General features: G+C 67.4%; 22 protein-coding genes. 6 read left to right on the plus strand and 16 right to left on the minus strand.

The window, feature by feature from the left end:
• Nucleotides 1–499, minus strand: a 499-nt coding sequence (locus tag I71_RS28200; protein ID WP_375731224.1) for a GNAT family N-acetyltransferase, incomplete at its 3' end; no start/stop codon positions are given.
• A gap of 59 nt (nucleotides 500–558) precedes the next feature.
• Nucleotides 559–1,080: a substrate-binding domain-containing protein gene (locus I71_RS28205; RefSeq protein WP_042702010.1), complete on the minus strand. Its 522-nt coding sequence runs from the start codon at nucleotides 1,078–1,080 to the stop codon at nucleotides 559–561.
• A gap of 194 nt (nucleotides 1,081–1,274) precedes the next feature.
• Between I71_RS28205 and I71_RS28210 the strand changes: the two genes are divergently transcribed.
• Nucleotides 1,275–2,168 (plus strand): LysR substrate-binding domain-containing protein, encoded by an 894-nt coding sequence (locus tag I71_RS28210; RefSeq protein WP_042702015.1) that lies wholly within the window; start codon nucleotides 1,275–1,277, stop codon nucleotides 2,166–2,168.
• A gap of 27 nt (nucleotides 2,169–2,195) precedes the next feature.
• Here the strand turns inward: I71_RS28210 and I71_RS28215 are convergent, their stop codons facing one another.
• Nucleotides 2,196–3,206, minus strand: a complete 1,011-nt coding sequence (locus I71_RS28215) for a zinc-binding alcohol dehydrogenase family protein (RefSeq protein WP_042702018.1) — start codon at nucleotides 3,204–3,206, stop codon at nucleotides 2,196–2,198.
• Between the two features lie 242 nt (nucleotides 3,207–3,448).
• Here I71_RS28215 and I71_RS28220 point away from each other — a divergent pair, with 242 nt between their 5' ends.
• Nucleotides 3,449–3,721: a hypothetical protein gene (locus I71_RS28220; protein WP_049976375.1), complete on the plus strand. Its 273-nt coding sequence runs from the start codon at nucleotides 3,449–3,451 to the stop codon at nucleotides 3,719–3,721.
• Here I71_RS28220 and I71_RS28225 read toward each other — a convergent pair whose 3' ends face one another.
• The 6 genes from I71_RS28225 to groES all read right to left on the minus strand — a co-directional run bounded on the left by I71_RS28225 (nucleotide 3,722) and on the right by groES (nucleotide 9,705).
• Nucleotides 3,722–4,897, minus strand: a complete 1,176-nt coding sequence (locus tag I71_RS28225) for a hypothetical protein (protein ID WP_042702021.1) — start codon at nucleotides 4,895–4,897, stop codon at nucleotides 3,722–3,724.
• A 142-nt stretch (nucleotides 4,898–5,039) separates the two neighbouring features.
• Entirely contained in the window at nucleotides 5,040–5,741 is a 702-nt protein-coding gene (locus I71_RS28230; protein ID WP_042702023.1) for a response regulator transcription factor, read from the minus strand.
• Nucleotides 5,742–6,176: 435 nt separating this feature from the next.
• A complete protein-coding gene (locus I71_RS28235; RefSeq protein WP_042702026.1) occupies nucleotides 6,177–7,094 on the minus strand; it encodes a DMT family transporter in 918 nt (305 codons plus the stop codon).
• A gap of 14 nt (nucleotides 7,095–7,108) precedes the next feature.
• Entirely contained in the window at nucleotides 7,109–7,483 is a 375-nt protein-coding gene (locus I71_RS28240) for a hypothetical protein (RefSeq protein ID WP_042702029.1), read from the minus strand.
• 239 nt (nucleotides 7,484–7,722) lie between these two features.
• A complete protein-coding gene (groL, locus tag I71_RS28245) occupies nucleotides 7,723–9,366 on the minus strand; it encodes a chaperonin GroEL (RefSeq protein WP_042702032.1) in 1,644 nt (547 codons plus the stop codon).
• A gap of 48 nt (nucleotides 9,367–9,414) precedes the next feature.
• Nucleotides 9,415–9,705 carry a co-chaperone GroES gene (groES, locus tag I71_RS28250; protein ID WP_042702035.1) on the minus strand — a complete coding sequence of 97 codons (291 nt, stop codon included), beginning with the start codon at nucleotides 9,703–9,705 and terminating at the stop codon, nucleotides 9,415–9,417.
• A 492-nt stretch (nucleotides 9,706–10,197) separates the two neighbouring features.
• Between groES and I71_RS28255 the strand changes: the two genes are divergently transcribed.
• The 4 genes from I71_RS28255 to I71_RS40715 all read left to right on the plus strand — a co-directional run bounded on the left by I71_RS28255 (nucleotide 10,198) and on the right by I71_RS40715 (nucleotide 12,227).
• Nucleotides 10,198–10,422, plus strand: coding sequence for a hypothetical protein (locus I71_RS28255; protein ID WP_042702038.1), 225 nt, complete (start codon nucleotides 10,198–10,200; stop codon nucleotides 10,420–10,422).
• 149 nt (nucleotides 10,423–10,571) lie between these two features.
• Nucleotides 10,572–11,066, plus strand: coding sequence for a lysozyme (locus tag I71_RS28260; protein ID WP_042702041.1), 495 nt, complete (start codon nucleotides 10,572–10,574; stop codon nucleotides 11,064–11,066).
• A gap of 88 nt (nucleotides 11,067–11,154) precedes the next feature.
• Complete coding sequence (locus I71_RS40710) at nucleotides 11,155–11,877, plus strand: COX15/CtaA family protein (RefSeq protein WP_280109922.1); 723 nt, start codon at nucleotides 11,155–11,157, stop codon at nucleotides 11,875–11,877.
• Nucleotides 11,814–12,227, plus strand: a complete 414-nt coding sequence (locus tag I71_RS40715) for a COX15/CtaA family protein (RefSeq protein ID WP_280109923.1) — start codon at nucleotides 11,814–11,816, stop codon at nucleotides 12,225–12,227. The genes I71_RS40710 and I71_RS40715 overlap by 64 nt, the downstream gene beginning before the upstream one ends.
• Nucleotides 12,228–12,284: 57 nt before the next feature.
• Here the strand turns inward: I71_RS40715 and I71_RS28270 are convergent, their stop codons facing one another.
• The 7 genes from I71_RS28270 to I71_RS28295 all read right to left on the minus strand — a co-directional run.
• On the minus strand, nucleotides 12,285–12,971 hold the full coding sequence (locus I71_RS28270) for a Crp/Fnr family transcriptional regulator (RefSeq protein ID WP_083897443.1): 687 nt from the start codon (nucleotides 12,969–12,971) through the stop codon (nucleotides 12,285–12,287).
• A gap of 158 nt (nucleotides 12,972–13,129) precedes the next feature.
• Complete coding sequence (gene ccoS / locus I71_RS36530; RefSeq protein WP_083897444.1) at nucleotides 13,130–13,333, minus strand: cbb3-type cytochrome oxidase assembly protein CcoS; 204 nt, start codon at nucleotides 13,331–13,333, stop codon at nucleotides 13,130–13,132.
• Nucleotides 13,239–15,773 (minus strand): heavy metal translocating P-type ATPase metal-binding domain-containing protein, encoded by a 2,535-nt coding sequence (locus I71_RS28275; protein WP_042702047.1) that lies wholly within the window; start codon nucleotides 15,771–15,773, stop codon nucleotides 13,239–13,241. Before I71_RS28275 ends, ccoS begins: the two co-directional genes overlap by 95 nt.
• 56 nt (nucleotides 15,774–15,829) lie before the next feature.
• On the minus strand, nucleotides 15,830–16,360 hold the full coding sequence (locus I71_RS28280) for a FixH family protein (RefSeq protein WP_042702050.1): 531 nt from the start codon (nucleotides 16,358–16,360) through the stop codon (nucleotides 15,830–15,832).
• Nucleotides 16,361–16,629: 269 nt separating this feature from the next.
• Entirely contained in the window at nucleotides 16,630–17,520 is an 891-nt protein-coding gene (gene ccoP / locus I71_RS28285) for a cytochrome-c oxidase, cbb3-type subunit III (RefSeq protein WP_042702052.1), read from the minus strand.
• A gap of 3 nt (nucleotides 17,521–17,523) precedes the next feature.
• Nucleotides 17,524–17,685, minus strand: coding sequence for a cbb3-type cytochrome c oxidase subunit 3 (locus I71_RS28290; protein ID WP_012972963.1), 162 nt, complete (start codon nucleotides 17,683–17,685; stop codon nucleotides 17,524–17,526).
• A gap of 15 nt (nucleotides 17,686–17,700) precedes the next feature.
• Nucleotides 17,701–17,931: cbb3-type cytochrome c oxidase subunit II (locus I71_RS28295; protein WP_199902274.1), on the minus strand; the 231-nt coding region annotated here is incomplete at its 5' end.

Here is a 17,931-nt window from a genome sequence, read left to right on the forward strand (position 1 = left end):
GCAGGTCGAGCCAACTGTCGAACTTACGGCCGACCTGTCGCAGGCAGCCGGCTTCGACGAAGCCGAATCCGGCATGCAGACGGATCGACGCGGTGTTCTCCGCTTCGATGCCGGCAATCATCGTGTGCTTGCCGTTGCGCTTGGCGTCATCCAGCAGGGAAGCCAGCAGACCTCGCCCGATCCCCTTTCCGCGCATTGAGGAGTCCACATAGATCGAGTGCTCGACCGTGTGCGTGTACCCCTCCCACGGGCGAAACTCGCCGTAGGACGCAAAGCCGACAACCGCACCGTCGCGTTCGGACACCAGAATGGGCATGGCTTTCGCCTGCCGATCCGCCATCCAGGCGCGGCGCTGCTCCAGCGTGCTCGGCGTCAGGCTCCACACCGCCGTGGTGTTGAGGATCGCCTCGTTCAGAATGGCAAGGATCGCAGGCAGGTCGGCGTCCGTCGCCGCCCGTATGGCGTGAGTCATGGTGGGAGTCTCCGTTCCGGTGCTCACGCCATCATTCCACTATCCTGGATTTGTTTCCACCAAATTGGTTTCCTTATCCCTGCACATCAGCTCCCCGCCGTCGGCACGCTCACCGGCTTGCCGCTCTGGCCCCAGCTGGCGACGAAGTCGTTGACGCCGGGGACCGCCATCATGTGCGAGTCCTTGACGTAGACGAAGCGCTTCGGCCCGAACCCATATTCGGTCAGCGTGATGCCGGCGGCGCGGCAACGCTGATACTCGGCGGCACTGATCGGACGGTCGGAGGCCACCATGTCCGGATGGTCCAGCCCGACGCCGGCGCAGAAGGTGCGGAAGCCGGTGGCGGTGCCGCGGGCGTCGAGATGCGGCTTGGTGTCCGGCCCGCCGGAGTATTTTGCGGCGGCCTGATCGATGGCGCCGCGCAGGGCCGGGCTGCCGACGATCCAGATGCCGCGGGCTTCCGGCGGCGGCTTGGGCGCGGCCGGCGGCGGAAGGGCGGCTGTCTGTTGCGGCGGCGGCGTGAGGCCCGGCATCTGGCAACCGGCGAGCAGCGCCGCAGCGGCGAGCGCAAGAGCCAAACTGCCGGCCGGCGCGGAAAAACGGGTCATCGGAGTCTCTCTCCTCAAGCATCCTCAGGCGTCCGGACGGCAAGGCCCGGAGGGTTGACAATGAGAACGCCCGGCCCCGGCTTCAACGGCCCGGCCACCGCTTGTCCCACAGGGTCGCCCCAATGCGCCGCTCGCCATTCATGAACAGTTCCGATAGACTGCGCGGCAACGATCAGTTTTCGGAATGTCCGTTCATGTCCCTGCCCGATCTCGAGATCGATGCCTTGCGCGCCTTCGTCACCGTGGCGGAGGCCGGTGGCTTCACCGCGGCGGCCGAGCGGCTGGGCCGCACCCAGTCGGCGATCAGCGTCAAGATCAGGAAGCTGGAGGACATGCTGGGGCGCCGGGTGTTCGAACGCACCAGCCGGTCGCTGGCGCTGACCCATGACGGCGAGCTGCTGATGGGCTACGCCCGCCGCCTGCTGGACCTGAACGACGAGACGGTGCGCCGCTTCGCCGAACCGGCGGCGGAGGGCGAACTGCGGCTGGGCGTGGCCGAGTATTTCCTGTCCGACCACCTGCCCCACGTCCTGCGCCGCTTCGCCAAGCTGCACCCGCGCCTGCACATCGACGTGCGGGTGGGGCTGTGCAGCGACATGGTCTCGGCATTGGATACGGGCGAACTGGACCTCGTGATCTCCCGCCGCGATGCCGGCGACACCCGTGGCCGCGTCATCTGGACCGAGCCGATGCATTGGGTCGCCGCCGCCGGGCTGGACATTCCGGCAGAGGGACCCCTGCCCTTCTGCGCCCTTCCGGCGCCCTGCGTCTTCCGCAACCGCGGGCTGGCGGCGCTGGGCGAGACCGGGCGGCCCTGGAGGGTGGTTTACACCAGCGCCAGCGTCATGGGAGTCCAGGCGGCCGTCCGCGCCGGGCTGGGGGTGGCGGTGCTGAGCGAGTCCTCGGTTCCCGACGGCCTGCGCCGGCTGGGGGTGGAGGACGGCCTGCCCGAACTGGGCACCGTCGACATGGCGATTTTCGGCGAGACGCCGCGCAACCGTCACCTCGCCGAACCGCTGGTCGGCTTCATCGTCGAAAGCCTCGCGGCGATGCGCCCGGCCCGTCCGCCCCTGGCCCTCGCAGGGTAGAGCGGCAGGACGGACGCAGCGGCCGGATCAGAAGCCTTCCAGCACGACCTTGCCGCGGGCCTTGCCCGACTCGATCAGGGCATGGGCCTTGCGCAGGGTCGCGGCGTCGATGCGGCCCAGCGTTTCCGTCAGCGTGGTGCGCAGGGTGCCGGCATCGACCAGCCGCGACACCTCGGTCAGCAGGTCGTGCTGGGCGATCATGTCGTCGGTCTGGAACAGCGGCCGGGTGAACATCAGCTCCCAATGCAGCGAGACGCTCTTGCGCTTCAGCAGGCGGACGTCGATGGGCTCCGGATCGTCGATCAGGCCGATGTGGCCCTGCGGCGCCACCAGTTCGACCAGATCCTGGAAATGCCGGTCGGTGGCGTTGGTGGAAAAGACATAATCGACGCCCACCAGCCCCAGCGCCTTCACCTGTTCGGCCATCGGCCGGCTGTGGTCGATCACGTCATGGGCGCCCAGCGCGCGCACCCACTCGGCGGTCTCGGGGCGGGATGCGGTGGCCAGCACCCGAACCTTGCTCAGCCGGCGGGCCAGCTGGATGGCGATGGAGCCGACACCGCCGGCCCCGCCGACGATCAGCAGCGACTTGCCATCACCTCCGTCCCGCGGCAGGCCCAGCCGGTGGAACAGCATCTCCCAGGCGGTGATGGCGGTCAGCGGCAGGGCGGCGGCCTCGGCGACGCTCAGGCTGGCCGGGCGGGCGCCGACGATGCGCTCGTCGACCAGATGATATTCGCTGTTGGTGCCGGGACGGTCGATGGACCCGGCATAGAACACCGCGTCGCCGGGACGGAACAGGGTCACGTCCGGTCCGACCGCCTCGACGATGCCGGCGGCGTCGAAGCCAAGGATGCGCAGGTCGCCCTCGGTCGGCAGGGCGTTGCGGCGGACCTTGGTATCCACCGGGTTGACCGACACCGCCTCCACCCGGACCAGCAGGTCGCGGCCGGTGGGGATCGGGCGGTCGATCTCGACGTCGATCAGCGCGCCGGCATCGGCGATGGGCAGGGACTTGCGGAAACCAACGGCTTTCATGATGGCCTCGTCTTCTGACTGGAAAGGAAGTCGAGACACAGGATGGCGGCACCCGCAGGATGTGTGAAATTCATAGTTCTTGTTTCATCCATCCGAAACCTCAATGGATGCCCGGCCGGGGAAACACGACCGGAAGAGAGCCGTGCCAAAGGGGTATGGAATAGCCGGACGGGCTGGGGTGTTCGTACAGATGACCGGCCTCGTCGCCGACGCCGGTCCTTCGCAAGACAGGAAGCTCGGCCATGCGCACCATTCGTCAAGGACTCCTGACCGCCCTGTTTCTGGCTACGGGAGTCGCCGCGCTGTCCGGTTGTGTCGCCTACGACCCCTATTATCCCGCCTACGGCGAGCCGGTGGTCGTTCCGCCGCCGACCGTCTATGCGGTACCGCCGCCGGTGGTGGTGGGGCCGGGCTATTATTACCGCCGCCCCTGGCACGATCATTGGCATGGCGACCGCGGCTGGAATGGACCGGGGCGCGGGTGGGGGCCGGGTGGACCGCGCGGCTGGCGCTGATCAGGCCGTGCCGATCGGGCCGTGCCGATCGGGCGGTGTCTCGGCCGCGCAGTGGGCGCGGTTGCGAATCACCAGGACGGTGTGATCGTCGTCGCTCACCGCGCCGTCGCGCAACAGGACCAGCGCCGCCAGCGTCGGCTCGACCCCGTGCAGATCGCGGTGGATGAACAAAGCAGGCAGCCGGGCGCATCCGCCGGTGAAAAGCACGACATGTTCGCCCGCTCCCCAGCGCAGATGGACCGAGGCGGGGGCCTGCGGGTTGAAGCCGATCATCGCCCAGCGGGCGCCGAGCGCCGTGATTTCCTGCCGGCGCACCACCGCCCCGGCCAGGGTGCCGAGCGCCGTGTAATCCACCGCTTCGGCGTCGAAGCGCAGCACCGCCACCGCCGACCGTCCGATCTGCGTCAGGCTCCGGTCCTGGGACAGGCCCAGTTCGGGCCGCCCCTTCAGGTCGCGGCGGATGGCATTCACCACCACGGGAGCGGGAAGACCGGGCACCGTCGCGGCAACCACCGCCTCGATGTGCCTGACCACCTCGGGGGTCATCTCCGTGGCGGGCCGATCGGTGGAGGTCGGGGGGGCAGGAGACCGATCGGCAGCCTCCGCGTCGCCATCGACCATCAACGCAATCCCGCAGGGGCCGTCAGCCCCCCGGGCGTCGGCACAGCTGACGAACCAGTGGTCGATGAAGGGACCGCCCCGCGCGGCCTCTCCGCCATGCCGCTCCACCATCACCGCTCCGGTCTGCGCCAAGGCGCCGGCCGGCGGCGCGTCGTCGGCACCGGGCCGCAGGACGCGGGCGATCAGCGCCAGCCCGACTCCCGCCGTGGCATGGATATGGAAGCGGTCGGCCTGCTCCCGGACCGCCTCCAGCACGCCACCGACACCGTCCGGAGCATCCTCCGCCTTGGACGGCCCCGCCAGCCCGACGGTGGCGGGATCGCGGTCATAGGCAAGGCATTCGATGCCGGCCCCGGACCGCATCCGTGCAATGAGAACGGTCCCGTCCGGCCGATCCAGCGCATAGCCGGCCACCGCCGTCACCAGCCGGTCCAGCCGGGCAGCCTCGTCAGCCGCCAGCACGCCATCGGCCCGCTCCGCCGCGATCCGCCTCGCCGTGGCTATGTCGTCGGGCGACGCCACGGCGATGCGACGGTGACCATGATCGGGGAACATCGGACCACTCCTGTCAACGTTCTGGTTGCCCTTCTCCAGAACATTACAATCCTTGCCCAGTCAAGCCCAAGGAAAGGTCTCTTTAACCCTGATTTTTCACCCCCGGTGCCGGCACCCCGCTGCCACCCGGGAGACGTCGGCTTCAGGACGCGGCAACCTCCATCAGCGCCGGCTTGGCCGGCTGGCGAATGGCAAGCGCATGCAGCATATCGCGCCCGCGCAGCATCTCCGCCGCTTCCCAGAGGCGGCCCAGCCCGACGATGGACCGGCAGCCGGTCTTTTCCATGATGCGGGCGCGGTGGACCTCGACCGTCTTGATGCTGATGCCCAGCTCCCAGGCGATGGTCTTGCTCTGCTTGCCCTCGACGATCAATTCCAGCACCTCCGATTCGCGGCGGCTCAACAGGGCAAGCCGGCGGACGGCGTCGCGGCTGCGGTCACGCTGCTGGGCATGCGGACTGCCGGAGGCGAGGCAGGCGCGCAGGCGCTCCAGGAAGGCCGGAACGGTGAAGGGGCGGGCGATGCAATCCACGGCACCGGCCTTCATCGCGGCGACAGCGGCGTCGACGTCGCCTTGTTCGGTGACCATCAGGATCGGCAGGTCGTGGCCGTGCAGCGAGGCTTCGGCCATGAACTCCATCGCGGTCATGTCCGGCAGGTCGCTGCGCAGGACGATGCAGGAGGATCCGGTGCCCAGCACGGCCAGCGCATCGGCGGCGGTGCTGTGGACGCGGCAGGCGATGCCGACGGCGCCCAACGCCCTCGACAGCGTGCTGCGCGACAGCAGATCGCCGTCGACGATGTGGACAAGACAAGTGTTTTGCGGGTGAGCGGGCGCGGACATTGCAGGGGTCATCTTGGGATCTCCACCACATCGGCCGGGCGAACAGCGCCGGCTCCACATGACTGCCGATCCGTCACCGAACCGCCGTCATGACCGACATTTTAGCGGTCATCCCTTATTGACCGCCGCAATCGCGAGGGATAGCGCGGCTGTCTAAAAGGATACCGGGGATATTATACCGGCGAACTTCCGAACAAGACGCCCAATCGCCAGGCTATCCCCTGGAACCCGACAAAACCAATCGGCGAACCTCTCAAGTATTTTTGCGGGATTCGATCCCCGTCAACCTATCCTTCCCGAAGGAAGACCGACCAAATTTTGTCACAGGACCGGCCAATCTCCGCGATCCGTTCATTATCGAGATAATGTTCAAATATTTCACTCGCCGGTTTTTCCCTTTCCGATCCGTAGCCCCGGCCGAGGGGCCCCGACCGCTCAGGCCCGGCGGCGGGCCGCCAGAAGGATGCCGGCGGCGATCAGGGCAATGCCGATGCCGTGATAGGCATGCAGCTGCTCGCCCAGGAACAGGATGGCCAACAGGCTGCCGAAGACCGGCACCAGATGGATGGCCAGCCCGGCCGTGTTGGGGCCGAGCAGCTCGACCGCCCGGTTGAAGCAGAGATAGGCGGCGATGGACGGGAACAGCACGGTATAGCCCACCGCCAGCAGGGTGATGCCGCTGGCCTGGACCGGATGGCCGCTGAGGCTTTCCCAGAGATAGAAGGGCAGCAGCTCCACCGCGCCGATGGCGAAGGTGACGACGACGAAGCTCAGCCCATGGATGGCCGGCCGGCGGCGCAGCAGCGTGGTGTAGGCGGCATAGATCACCACCGCCGCCACCATCCAGACGTCGCCGGCATTCAGCTCCAGCCCCAGCAGGGTGCCCGGATCGCCATGCGAGATCAGGGTCGTCGCACCGGCCAGCGAAACCACGATCCCCAGCCCTTGCATCGCCCCGATCCGGTCGCGGAACAGCACCAGGCTCATCAGCACGATCATCACCGGCATCGATGACTGCAGCATCACGCAGTTCAGCGCGGTCGTCGTGTTCAGCGCGATGTATTGAAAGGTGTTGTAGATGCCGATGCCCAGCGTCCCCAGCAGCAGCACGCTCTTCCAGCGCGCCAGGATCGGCGTGATGTCGTGGCGCAGATGAGGCCAGGCGAAGGGCAGCACGATCAGCATGCCCAGGCACCAGCGCCAGAAGGCCAGCCCGATGGGCGGCACCGCCCCGGCGACCGCCCGTCCCAGGACCGCGTTGCCCGCCCAGAACAGGGGCGGCAGCATCATCAGCAGCCAGGCCTGATCGGCGAGACGGGATCCCTTCACGGCGGCGGTGCGGTCGGCGGGCATGGCGCAGCGGCGTCTCAGCTGCGGCGGCGGGGCGAGGCGAAGACGCTCGCCGCGGTCACGGCGGCGCTGCGGTCGCCGCTGTCTTCGGCGCGGAAGACACTGGGGCGGGAGTCACGGCGGGGATGGCGCGGCGCGTCCTCGCGGCCCTCACCACGGCCTTCACCGCGGCCCTCGCGAGCGTCACGGCCCTCACGGGGCGGCTTGGGGGGCTGGCGCAGCTCGGCGTCGAGTTCGGCGATGCGCTTGACCAACGCTTCACGGATGGCGGGGGCCGCGTGGGCTTTCAGCGTCGCCAGCTGTTCCTTGAGCTGAACCAGCTGGCGCTGCTTCTGCTCGCGGGTGCGCTTGATGGCGACGTTGTCGGAATGCTGGCCCTCGAAGGAGCGCATGGAACAGGCCCTCGTTGAAAAATACGGAAGTCAGGAGGCCGGCGCCCCACGCTGGGGTGCCCGGCAAGAGAGGGGCGGATTATTGGGAGGCGACCGCGGCAAAGCAAGGCGGACTTCGCCTTGACATTTCAGGATCGCGGGATGCCGCGGCCACCTCTTCCCTGTCCGGCATAAAAAAAGGGCGCCCCCCTTGCAGGGGCGCCCCTTTCCGAACCGTTGGACGGTCGAACCACAGGCTATTAGAAGCCCATGTCGTCCATGCCGCCCATGCCACCCGGCATGCCGGCCGGAGCTGCCTTCTTCTCCGGCTTCTCGGCGATCATCGCCTCGGTGGTGATCAGCAGGCCGGCGATCGAGGCCGCATCCTGCAGGGCGGTGCGGACCACCTTCACCGGGTCGATGATGCCGGCGGCGACCAGATCGGTGAACTCACCCTTCTGGGCGTCATAGCCGAAGTTGGTGTCGGCCTGGTCGAGCAGCTTGCCGACAACGATCGAGCCGTCGGTGCCCGCGTTGTAGGCGATCTGACGGACCGGGGCCTGCAGGGCGCGACGGATGATGTCGATGCCGACGCGCTGCTCGTCGTTGGCCGGGGTCAGCGACTCCAGGGCCTTGGAGGCGTACAGCAGGGCGGTGCCGCCGCCGGCGACCACACCCTCTTCCACGGCGGCGCGGGTGGCGTGCATCGCGTCGTCAACGCGATCCTTGCGCTCCTTCACCTCGACCTCGGTCGCACCGCCGACGCGGATGACGGCGACGCCACCGGCCAGCTTGGCCAGACGCTCCTGCAGCTTCTCGCGGTCGTAGTCCGAGGTGGTCTCCTCGACCTGGGCGCGGATCTGGCCGCAACGGGCCTCGATGTCGGCCTTGTCGCCGGCGCCGTCGACGATGGTGGTGGTCTCCTTGGAGATCACGACCTTCTTGGCGGTGCCCAGCATGTCGAGCGTGACGTTCTCAAGCTTGATGCCGAGGTCTTCGGAGATGACCTGGCCGCCGGTCAGGATGGCCATGTCCTCCAGCATCGCCTTGCGGCGATCACCGAAGCCCGGGGCCTTGACGGCGGCGATCTTCAGGCCGCCGCGCAGCTTGTTGACCACCAGGGTGGCCAGCGCCTCGCCCTCGATGTCCTCGGCGATGATCAGCAGCGGACGCGAGGACTGGACGACGGCTTCCAGAACCGGCAGCAGCGGCTGCAGGCCCGACAGCTTCTTCTCGTGCAGCAGGATGTACGGGTTTTCGAGGTCCGCGACCATCTTGTCGGCGTTGGTCACGAAGTACGGCGACAGGTAGCCGCGGTCGAACTGCATGCCCTCGACGACGTCCAGCTCGGTGTCCAGGCTCTTGGCCTCTTCAACCGTGATGACGCCCTCGTTGCCGACCTTCTCCATCGCCTGGGCGATCATCTTGCCGATCTCGGCTTCGCCGTTGGCGGAGATGGTGCCGACCTGGGCGATCTCGTCGTTGGTCGTGACCTTCTTGGCGCGGGCCTGGATGTCGGCGACGACGGTGGCGACGGCCAGATCGATGCCGCGCTTCAGGTCCATCGGGTTCAGGCCGGCGGCGACCTTGGTCACGCCTTCGCGGACGATGGCCTGGGCCAGGACGGTGGCGGTGGTGGTGCCGTCACCGGCCAGATCGTTGGTCTTCGAGGCGACCTCGCGGACCATCTGGGCGCCCATGTTCTCGAACTTGTCGGCCAGCTCGATTTCCTTGGCGACCGACACGCCGTCCTTGGTGATGCGCGGAGCGCCGAAGGACTTCTCGATCACGACGTTGCGGCCCTTCGGGCCCAGCGTGACCTTCACGGCGTCGGCGAGGATGTCAACGCCACGCAGCAGCTTCTCGCGCGCGGTGGGGCCGAACTTGACGTCTTTGGCAGCCATGTCTCGATTCCTTTAACTTGCAAATTTCGAAGGATACGGGCGGAGGACTTAGGCCTCGATGACGCCCATGATGTCGGATTCCTTCATGATCAGGTAATCGACGCCCTCGATCTTCACTTCGGTGCCCGACCACTTGCCGAACAGGATGCGGTCGCCGGCCTTGACGTCCAGCGCCACGACCTTGCCCGACTCGTCACGGGCGCCCGGGCCGACGGCGATGATCTCGCCTTCCTGCGGCTTTTCCTTGGCCGTGTCGGGGATGATGATCCCACCCTTGGTCTTGGTGTCGGACTCCAGACGCTTGACGACGACGCGGTCGTGCAGCGGGCGGAACTTCATGGAATGCCTCCTTGGATCAAGGCTTGGTTCTGACTGGAATTGGCGCGGGCGGAGGCTGTTAGCACTCCATCCCGGCGAGTGCCAGACAGCTAATCGAAGCGGATTGGGGATTCAAGAGGCTCGTTTCGGAATTTGCCGGAAATACCGGCAGCGCCGACCGAAATCCACTGACAATACATTGATAAAAAAAGATATTTTCGGTCGCGCGCGGTGTGGTGCACAGGCAAGATTTCTTCAAACGGTCACGGAGAATCCGGTCCTTCCCGTTCGGCAACGCACTCTGGACGGAAAACGGCACTCGGTGCGGCTGGCGAGCCAGACTTCGATGCCCCCGATACAGCGCGTCATGCCGACGCCTATTTCCGCCCTCACCGATCAAAAAAAGCCGATCCCCGACCCGGCCACTGCCGCTGTGATTGCCGTCACAGCACCACCCGCCGGCATTCGATAAAATTTTAGAAAATTCCGGCGGATGGAGAGGCGGAGGGTGCGATGGCGGCGAAGCGAAAGGCGCGGAGCTGGACCGGAATCCGGATGGCCGGGCATTCCTCCCCCAGCCGGCCGCCGGACACAAGCGGCGACCGACCGGCGAAGCCGCAAGACCGCGGAGCCCGACTGGTCGAGGCTCTGCTCGAGTACACGACCATCGCCGGCCTGTTCGCCCTGCTGTTCGCCCTGTTCGTGCTGTTCGGCGCCGTACACAGCCTGACGCCGTGATCTCCCTTCAGGCAGCCTGCTCGCCGACTTTCATCCGTTTGCGACAATTTGAATTCTTATCTTCCCGTTAAGCGCGCACATCGACTAGGGTTGCCGCCCATCGTGGGCGGTACCCATCCGCCAGACGCGCCAACCGGGAGTTTGCAACCATGACCACCAATCCGGTCTGTCAAGCCGCGGTCGATCTCGTGAAGCATTTCGAGGGACTCTACCTCACAGCCTATCTCTGCCCGGCCGGCGTGCCGACCATCGGTTACGGCCACACCGCCGGCGTGACGATGGGTGAAACCATCACCCTTGAACAGGCGAACGCCTTCCTTGCTTCCGACCTCGCGGAGGCCGCCGGCCATGTCGACGCCCTGGTGAAGGTGCCGCTGAACGAGAACCAGCGCGGTGCCCTGTCGTCCTTCGTCTTCAACCTCGGCGCCGGCAGCCTGGAAAGCTCCACCCTGCTGAAACTGCTGAATGCTGGCGACTATGCGGGGGCCGCCGGCCAGTTCGGCCGCTGGGTCTATGCCACGGTGAATGGCAAACCGACCAAGCTGCCGGGCCTCGTCGCCCGCCGCGCGGCGGAGGCGGCGCTGTTCCAGAGCCAGACCGCCCAGCCCCAGGCCGGCGTCACCACCGCCGACGGCACCTCCTGATCCGGCAATCCGGCAAGAGCCGTTTGACGGGACGGGATGTTCGCCCCACATTTGCGGACATCCCACCGCCGCGCTCCGGAATGCCGCCTTGACCGCCTTTGCCTCCGACAGCCTCGCCGCCTCCACCCGCCCCAACCCGAACCGGCCCATCGCCGTCTGGCTTCTGGTCTGTGCCGCCATGGTGCTGGCCATGGCCGTGATCGGCGCCATCACCCGGCTGACGGAATCCGGCCTGTCGATGGTGGAATGGAAGCCGCTGATCGGCATCCTTCCGCCGCTGTCCTCGGCGGAATGGAACCGCGTCTTCGACCTGTACAAGGCGACGCCGGAATTCCGCATCTACAACAACCACATGGATCTGTCCGGCTTTCAGTCGATCTTCTGGTGGGAATGGTTCCACCGGCTGTGGGGCCAGCTGATCGGCTTCGTCTTCCTGATTCCCTTCCTGCGCTTCTGGATGCAGGGCCGCATCTCGGCGGAGCTGTGGCCGAAGCTGGCCGGCCTGTTCCTGCTGGGCGGGCTCCAGGGCGGCATCGGCTGGTTCATGGTGAAGAGCGGGCTGGTCGATTCGCCGAACGTCAGCCATTACCGGCTGGCGCTGCATCTCTGCACCGCGATCCTGATTTATGCCCTGCTGCTGCGCACGGCACTTGCCCTGCTCGACCCGCTGCCGCTGGCGGGCTGGCGGCCGGAGGCGGCGTCTTTCCGCCGCCATGCCCCTGGGCGCTGGGGCTGGTCGCCATCACCATCGTCTGGGGCGCCTTCGTCGCCGGATCGGATGCCGGCTTCGCCTACAACACGTTCCCGCTGATGAATGGCCACTGGATCCCGCCGGAGGTCGATACGCTGACGCCCTGGTGGCTCAATCCGGTCGAGAACACCGCGGCGATCCAGCTGATCCACCGCACGCTGGCGATGCTGACCGGCCTGGTGGTGCTGGTGCTGGCCGCCCGCGTCCTGAATGCCCGGCTGCCCGGCCGCGCCGGCCGCGCGGCGCTGGCGGCGGGAGCCATGGTCCTGCTGCAGATCGCCATGGGCATCGCCACGCTGCTGACCGTGGTGTGGGTGCCCATCGCCGCGGCCCATCAGGCCGGCGCGATTCTGATGGTGTCGATGCTGGTCTGGCTGCTGTTCGAACTGCGGCCGGTGGGGCGCGGGTAACCCGCGCTGTATTTTTGCCGAACACGCCCGCACCCCGCAAAAGCGCGAGCGCCGACGTCACGCCCCTTCGGCCAGATCGTACATCGCATCGAGGTCGGCGATCAGGACCTTGTTGCCTTCCTGGAGCGAGATCACCCCGGCCGTCTTCAGCTGCGTGAAGGTGCGGCTGACGGTCTCGGTGGTCAGGCCCAGATAGTCGGCGATGTCGGCCCGGCTCATCGGCACGAAGACGGGGTTTTCCTTATGGCCGCGGCGGGCGGCGCGCTGCGACAGCATCAGCAGGAAGGAACAGATCTTCTCCTTCGCCGTCTTGCGGCCGAGCAGCAGCATCTGGTCCTGCGCGGCGGCCAGCTCGTTCGACGCCATCGAGAACAGGCGTCGCTGCATCTTCGGGAATTCCTCCAGCAGCGCGTCGATCTTCTTGCGTGGGAAGCGGCAGAGCGAGGCGCTGGTCACCGACTCGGCGGTGTAGGCATAACTGTCATTGACCGCCAGCCCAAGGAAATCGCCGGTCACCAGGAAACCGGTGATCTGGCGGCGACCGTCGGGCAGCAGCTTGTAGAGCTTCACCGTGCCGGAGGTGACGTTGTAGAGCGCATCGGCGGCGTCGCCCTCGGCGAACAGGGTGTGGCCGGCATCGATGCGCACATTCTGCAGAATGTCGGCAAGACGGCGCAGTTCCTCCGGTTCCAGCGCGGCGCACACCGTCAGGCTGCGCACGGGACAGGCCCCGCAGGGATTCATTTCCGTCGCAGCGCTCTTTTCCCGCGCGCGAACCATATCAAAAGGTGGCATGGATGAACCCAGCCTGTCATTCCGCCTGGGCCCATATTGGTGGCAATCGTCGAGAATCGCAACCTCGCACGCATACAACCTAATCTTTGCCCATAGGGAATTTGGCACTATTGCCCGCGGACAGCCTCCGCCGGCTTGGCCGCGTCCCCCATCGGGCGGGCGGGCGGCGGCAGATCGTCGTCGAACAGGACGCGGTGGGCCGCCCCGTCCAGATCGTCAAACTGACCGGACTTCAACGCCCACAGAAAGGCCGCCAGCCCCAGGCCGCCCAGGCTCAGCGCGATCGCGATCAGATAGAGAAGCTCGTCCATCACCCGAATCCTTACCCGGCAATTCCCGAACGGCACTGACCCGCACGGGAAGATCCTTGACGACGGCGCCGCGGGCCAGCCGCAGCGCATTCAGAATGACGATCAGCGACGACGACGACATGGCCAGCGCCGCCAGCAGCGGCGTCAGCATGCCGCTCATCGCCAGCGGGACCGCGCACAGGTTATACACCAACGCGATGCCGAAATTCTGCCTGACCAGACGGCCGGACCGGCGGGAAACCTCCACCGTCTCGACGATCGGGCGCAGCAGCCGGCCCTGGAACACCACGTCGGCCGCGGTCTGGCTGACATCCACCGCAGTGGAGGGCGACATCGACACCGCGGCGGCGGCCAGCGCCGGGGCGTCGTTCAGCCCGTCGCCGACCATCAGCACGGTGCGGCCCTGGGCCGCCAGCCCGGCCAGTGCCGCGGTCTTGTCGGCCGGCGTCTGCTCCGCCCGCCAGTCGGCGATGCCCAGCCGCTCCGCCACCGCCGCCACCGCCCCCTTGCGGTCGCCTGACAGCAGCTTCACCTCCAGCCCGCGCGCCGTCAGCGCCGCCACCACCGCGGCGGCGTCCGGACGCGGCGCGTCGAGGAAGACGATCCGCCGCGGTTCCTCGCCCGGACGGGCCAGCCACAGTTCCGGCCCGGCGGCATCCTCCGCCTCCAGCGGCGCACCGGTGAAGCGGCGGCTGCCCAGCCGCACCTCGCCATCCGCCGTCTGCAAGGACAGACCGGCACCGGCGATCTCGCGCACCCCCACCGCCACCGACACCTCCGGCGCGGCGGCGGCCAGCGCGCGGGCCAGCGGATGGCGGCTGGCGGCGGCGAGCGAGGCGGCCAGCGCCAGATCCTCGGCCGCCAGCCCGTCGAGCTGCGGCACCGGACGCCCTTCGGTCAGGGTACCGGTCTTGTCGAACACCACCGTGTCGATGGCGGCGAGCCGTTCCAGCGCGGTCGGGCTTTTCAGCAACGTACCCTGGCGCATCAGCCGGCCGCTGGCGATCACCTGCACCACCGGCACGGCCAGCGCCAGCGCGCAGGGGCAGGTGATGATCAGCACGGCGATGGCGTTCATCAGCGCGTCCTGCCACACCACGCCGCCCAGCAGCATCCAGGCGGTGAAGGTGGTCAGCGCGGTCAGATGCACCACCGGGGCATAGAGGCGCGACACCCGGTCGGCGATGGCGACATATTTGGCGCGGCCCTGCTCCGCCACCTCCATCAGCCGGACGATCTCGGCCAGCAGCGTGCCCTCCCCCACCGCGGTGACGGTGAGGCGCAGCGGCGCCGTCAGGTTCAGGGTGCCGGCGAAGACCTGATCGCCCGGCCGCGCGGTGCCCGGCACCGTCTCGCCGGTGATCAGGCCGGTGTCGAGGTCGGACACGCCGTCGGACACCCGGCCGTCGACGGGGATGCGCTCGCCGGCCGCGACCAGGATGGTGGTTCCGGGCACCACCTGCTCCGGCGCCACCACGGCGCTGGTGCCGTCGGCGTTCAGGATGGTGACGGCGTTGGCGCGCAGGCCCAGCAGCTGTTCCGCCGCCGACCGCGCCCGGCCGCGCGCCCGCTGGTCGAGATAGCGGCCGACCAGCAGGAAGAACAGCAGCATGACGCCGCCGTCGAAATAGGCGTGCTCGCCGCTGTGGATGGTCTCGAACAGGCTCATGCCGGTGGCGAGCAGCACGCCGATGGTGATCGGCACATCCATGTTGGTGCGGCCGTGGCGCAGCGCCGACAGCGCCGAGCGCGCGAAGGGACGCAGCGCATAGGCGATGGCCGGCATGCAGATCAGCGCCGAGATCCAGTGCATCAGGTCGCGGGTGGCGGTGCCCATGCCCTGGCTGTGGCCGGCCCAGACCGAGACCGACAGCAGCATGACGTTGCCCATGGCGAAACCCGCCACCGCCATGGAACGCAGCAGCTCCTTCTCGCTCCTGGCCTGGGCGCCGCCCAGCCGGTCGGGATCGAAGGGAACGGCGCGGTATCCCAGCCGGGCCACGGTGCCGACCACCGCGTTGGCGTCGGTTGCCTCAGGCGTCCAGCGTACGGTCAGCCGGCGCGTGGTCATATTCATGCGCGCCTGGGCGACGCCCGGCTGCCGGTTGAGTGCCGATTCGATCAGCCAGACGCAGGCCGCGCACTGCATGCCATCGACCATCAGGTGAAGGCTGCGGCTGCCGTCCTGCTCGTCGCGGGCATGCGGTTCGTAATCGACCGCCGGGGCATCGTCGGGGCGCAGCGGGCGGGCGGTGGGATCGACGCTGCGGCGCTCGTAATAGCGCTCCAGCCCCAGCCCGCGGACAAGGTCGTAGGCGGCGGCGCAACCGGTGCAGCAGAACGGCCCTGCACCGTCACCGGCGGTCAGTCCGCCAGTTGCCGTCTTCCCGGCCTGGGTCCCCTCGCCCAGCTCTTGTCCGCAATGGAGGCAGACGGTCATCTCAACGTCACCCTGGCTGTCCCGGTCGCGGCGCCTTCGCCGCCCTCACGCCGACCTCACTGCACCCAGACGCGCTTCTGGTCCTGATAGTCGCCGGTGGCGTGGGTGATGACGAAGCGCATGTCCCACTGGCCCTCCAGATCCAGTTCCACCGGGGCGCCATAGCGGCCCTCGCCCAGATAGGGCAGCGACAGCGTCTTGTCATGCCCCTCGGAGATCGGACGGATCATCGTCACGCTGACGGCGGCATCCGTCAGGATCTGACCCTGCTTGTCGCGGGCGGTGATGGCGATCACGCCCTTGCGCGGTTCGGTGCTGGTGAAGTCCGCCTGGACCTGCCAGCCACGCTCCGCCTGCGCGCGGGCGCCGGCGAGGTCGTTGTTGTAGCCGAGCCCCTTGATGAAATGGTTCTCGGTCTCGATCCCGGTCCAGCTCGACACCGCGAAATGGACCATCACCCCGTTCACCGCCAGGACGATCATGAAGACGCCGACGAAGATCCAGGGGATGTACCATCCCGGCTGGCGTGGCGCCTTCAACCGATTCGGCGGGAGGGGGCGGTTTCCGGTGGTGGTGCTGATGCTCATGTCGCTGGCTGCCCTTCGACTGGTCGGCGGCGTCTGGTAAGCGGCGTCTGGTAAGCGGCGTCTGGTAAGCGATGTGTATCGCTGATCCGCGCAACTATGGCGACCGATTGCCGCAGGGACATTGCGATGGATCAAATGACAGGAAGTTAACGAACCGGCCGGCCGGCGCCCCGAAATCCCAAAGAAAAAGGCGCCGGGGAGTGACCTCCCCGACGCCTTTCCGGTTGGTTCCGTAACGGTCCGCCCGGACGCCAGTCCCGGGAGGCGGCTTACTTGCCGCCACCCAGGTTGTGGACGTAAACGGCCAGCGACTTGATCGTCGCATCGTCCAGACGCTTGGACCAGGCCGGCATGACGCCGGCGCGGCCGTTGGTCACCGTTTCGACCAGCGTCTGCTTGTCGCTGCCATAGAGCCAGTTGGCTTGGCGAAGCGGCGGAGCGCCGACGCCGTCGATGCCGGCGGCAACCGCACCCTGGGCCGCGTCGCCATGGCAGGCGGCGCAGTTCTCGTCATAGACGGTCTTGCCCTTGGCGACCTTGCCCGCATCGGCGGTCTTGCCGTTCAGCGACAGCACATAGTCCGTCACCTGATCGATCTGGTCGCGGTTGAGGATGCCGTCCTTGCCGAAGGCGGTCATGCCGACATTCGGCGTGCCGCGGGTTTCGCCGTCATCCGAGCGGATGCCGTGCTGGATGGTCTGGTAGATGTCGGCCGAGGTGCCGCCCCACAGCCACACGTCGTCTGCCAGCGTCGGGAAGCCCTTGGCACCCTGGCCGCCGGCGCCGTGGCAGGCGGCGCAGTTCTCGTTGAAGTAGGAGCGGCCGCCGGCCATGGCGAAGCCCAGCAGATCCTTGTCCTTCTGGATTTCATCGACCGACTTGGCGGCGATGGCGGTCAGGTACTTGGCCTGGCCGGCCTTCGCTTCCGCCAGCTTGGTGTCCAGCTCCTCGCGCTGGGAATAGCCGAGGATGCCCTTCGTGTAGGTCTTGCCCAGCGGCCAGGCCGGATAGAACACGTAGTACACCATCGCCCAGGCGATGCAGACATAGAACAGGTACAGCCACCATTTCGGCAGCGGGTTGTTCAGCTCGCGCAGTCCATCCCACTCGTGGCCGGTGGTCTCGACGCCGGACAGCTCGTCCTTGTAATTCTGTGCCATGGTCTAAAGCTCCTGACCATCATCCTTGAGCGGGATCTGGGCGGCGTCGTCGAAGGTGCGGCGGTTGCCGGGCCACATGGCGTAAACCAGGATGCCCGTCAGCAGCAGCATCAACCACACCGTCCAGAAGGACCGAAGCATCACCGTGATCGAATCCAAGTCCATGGATTCCTCCCCCGATTACTGCTGCAACTGCTTGGACTGGTACTTGGTGAAATCCACCATGGTGCCCAGCACTTGCAGGTAGGCGACGAGGGCGTCCATTTCGGTGACGCTCTTGTTGCCGGTGAAGTTCGCGACCACGGCCTTTCGGTAGCGCTTCATCAGCCCGGCGGTGTCGCCGTCGGGGTTCTTCTGCGCTTCCAGGTCGGCCTTGGGCGTGGCGATCTGCTCGTCGGTGTAGGGCACCCC

The organism is Azospirillum sp. B506 (assembly GCF_000333595.1).
GTDB lineage: Bacteria > Pseudomonadota > Alphaproteobacteria > Azospirillales > Azospirillaceae > Azospirillum.

Coding starts and splice junctions, on each gene's coding strand:
- I71_RS28205 (WP_042702010.1), bottom strand. CDS start 1,080: ATGACCCGTTTTTCCGCGCCGGCCGGCAGTTTGGCTCTTGCGCTCGCC.
- I71_RS28210 (WP_042702015.1), top strand. CDS start 1,275: ATGTCCCTGCCCGATCTCGAGATCGATGCCTTGCGCGCCTTCGTCACC.
- I71_RS28215 (WP_042702018.1), bottom strand. CDS start 3,206: ATGAAAGCCGTTGGTTTCCGCAAGTCCCTGCCCATCGCCGATGCCGGC.
- I71_RS28220 (WP_049976375.1), top strand. CDS start 3,449: ATGCGCACCATTCGTCAAGGACTCCTGACCGCCCTGTTTCTGGCTACG.
- I71_RS28225 (WP_042702021.1), bottom strand. CDS start 4,897: ATGTTCCCCGATCATGGTCACCGTCGCATCGCCGTGGCGTCGCCCGAC.
- I71_RS28230 (WP_042702023.1), bottom strand. CDS start 5,741: ATGTCCGCGCCCGCTCACCCGCAAAACACTTGTCTTGTCCACATCGTC.
- I71_RS28235 (WP_042702026.1), bottom strand. CDS start 7,094: ATGCCCGCCGACCGCACCGCCGCCGTGAAGGGATCCCGTCTCGCCGAT.
- I71_RS28240 (WP_042702029.1), bottom strand. CDS start 7,483: ATGCGCTCCTTCGAGGGCCAGCATTCCGACAACGTCGCCATCAAGCGC.
- groL (WP_042702032.1), bottom strand. CDS start 9,366: ATGGCTGCCAAAGACGTCAAGTTCGGCCCCACCGCGCGCGAGAAGCTG.
- groES (WP_042702035.1), bottom strand. CDS start 9,705: ATGAAGTTCCGCCCGCTGCACGACCGCGTCGTCGTCAAGCGTCTGGAG.
- I71_RS28255 (WP_042702038.1), top strand. CDS start 10,198: ATGGCGGCGAAGCGAAAGGCGCGGAGCTGGACCGGAATCCGGATGGCC.
- I71_RS28260 (WP_042702041.1), top strand. CDS start 10,572: ATGACCACCAATCCGGTCTGTCAAGCCGCGGTCGATCTCGTGAAGCAT.
- I71_RS28270 (WP_083897443.1), bottom strand. CDS start 12,971: ATGAATCCCTGCGGGGCCTGTCCCGTGCGCAGCCTGACGGTGTGCGCC.
- ccoS (WP_083897444.1), bottom strand. CDS start 13,333: ATGGACGAGCTTCTCTATCTGATCGCGATCGCGCTGAGCCTGGGCGGC.
- I71_RS28275 (WP_042702047.1), bottom strand. CDS start 15,773: ATGACCGTCTGCCTCCATTGCGGACAAGAGCTGGGCGAGGGGACCCAG.
- I71_RS28280 (WP_042702050.1), bottom strand. CDS start 16,360: ATGAGCATCAGCACCACCACCGGAAACCGCCCCCTCCCGCCGAATCGG.
- ccoP (WP_042702052.1), bottom strand. CDS start 17,520: ATGGCACAGAATTACAAGGACGAGCTGTCCGGCGTCGAGACCACCGGC.
- I71_RS28290 (WP_012972963.1), bottom strand. CDS start 17,685: ATGGACTTGGATTCGATCACGGTGATGCTTCGGTCCTTCTGGACGGTG.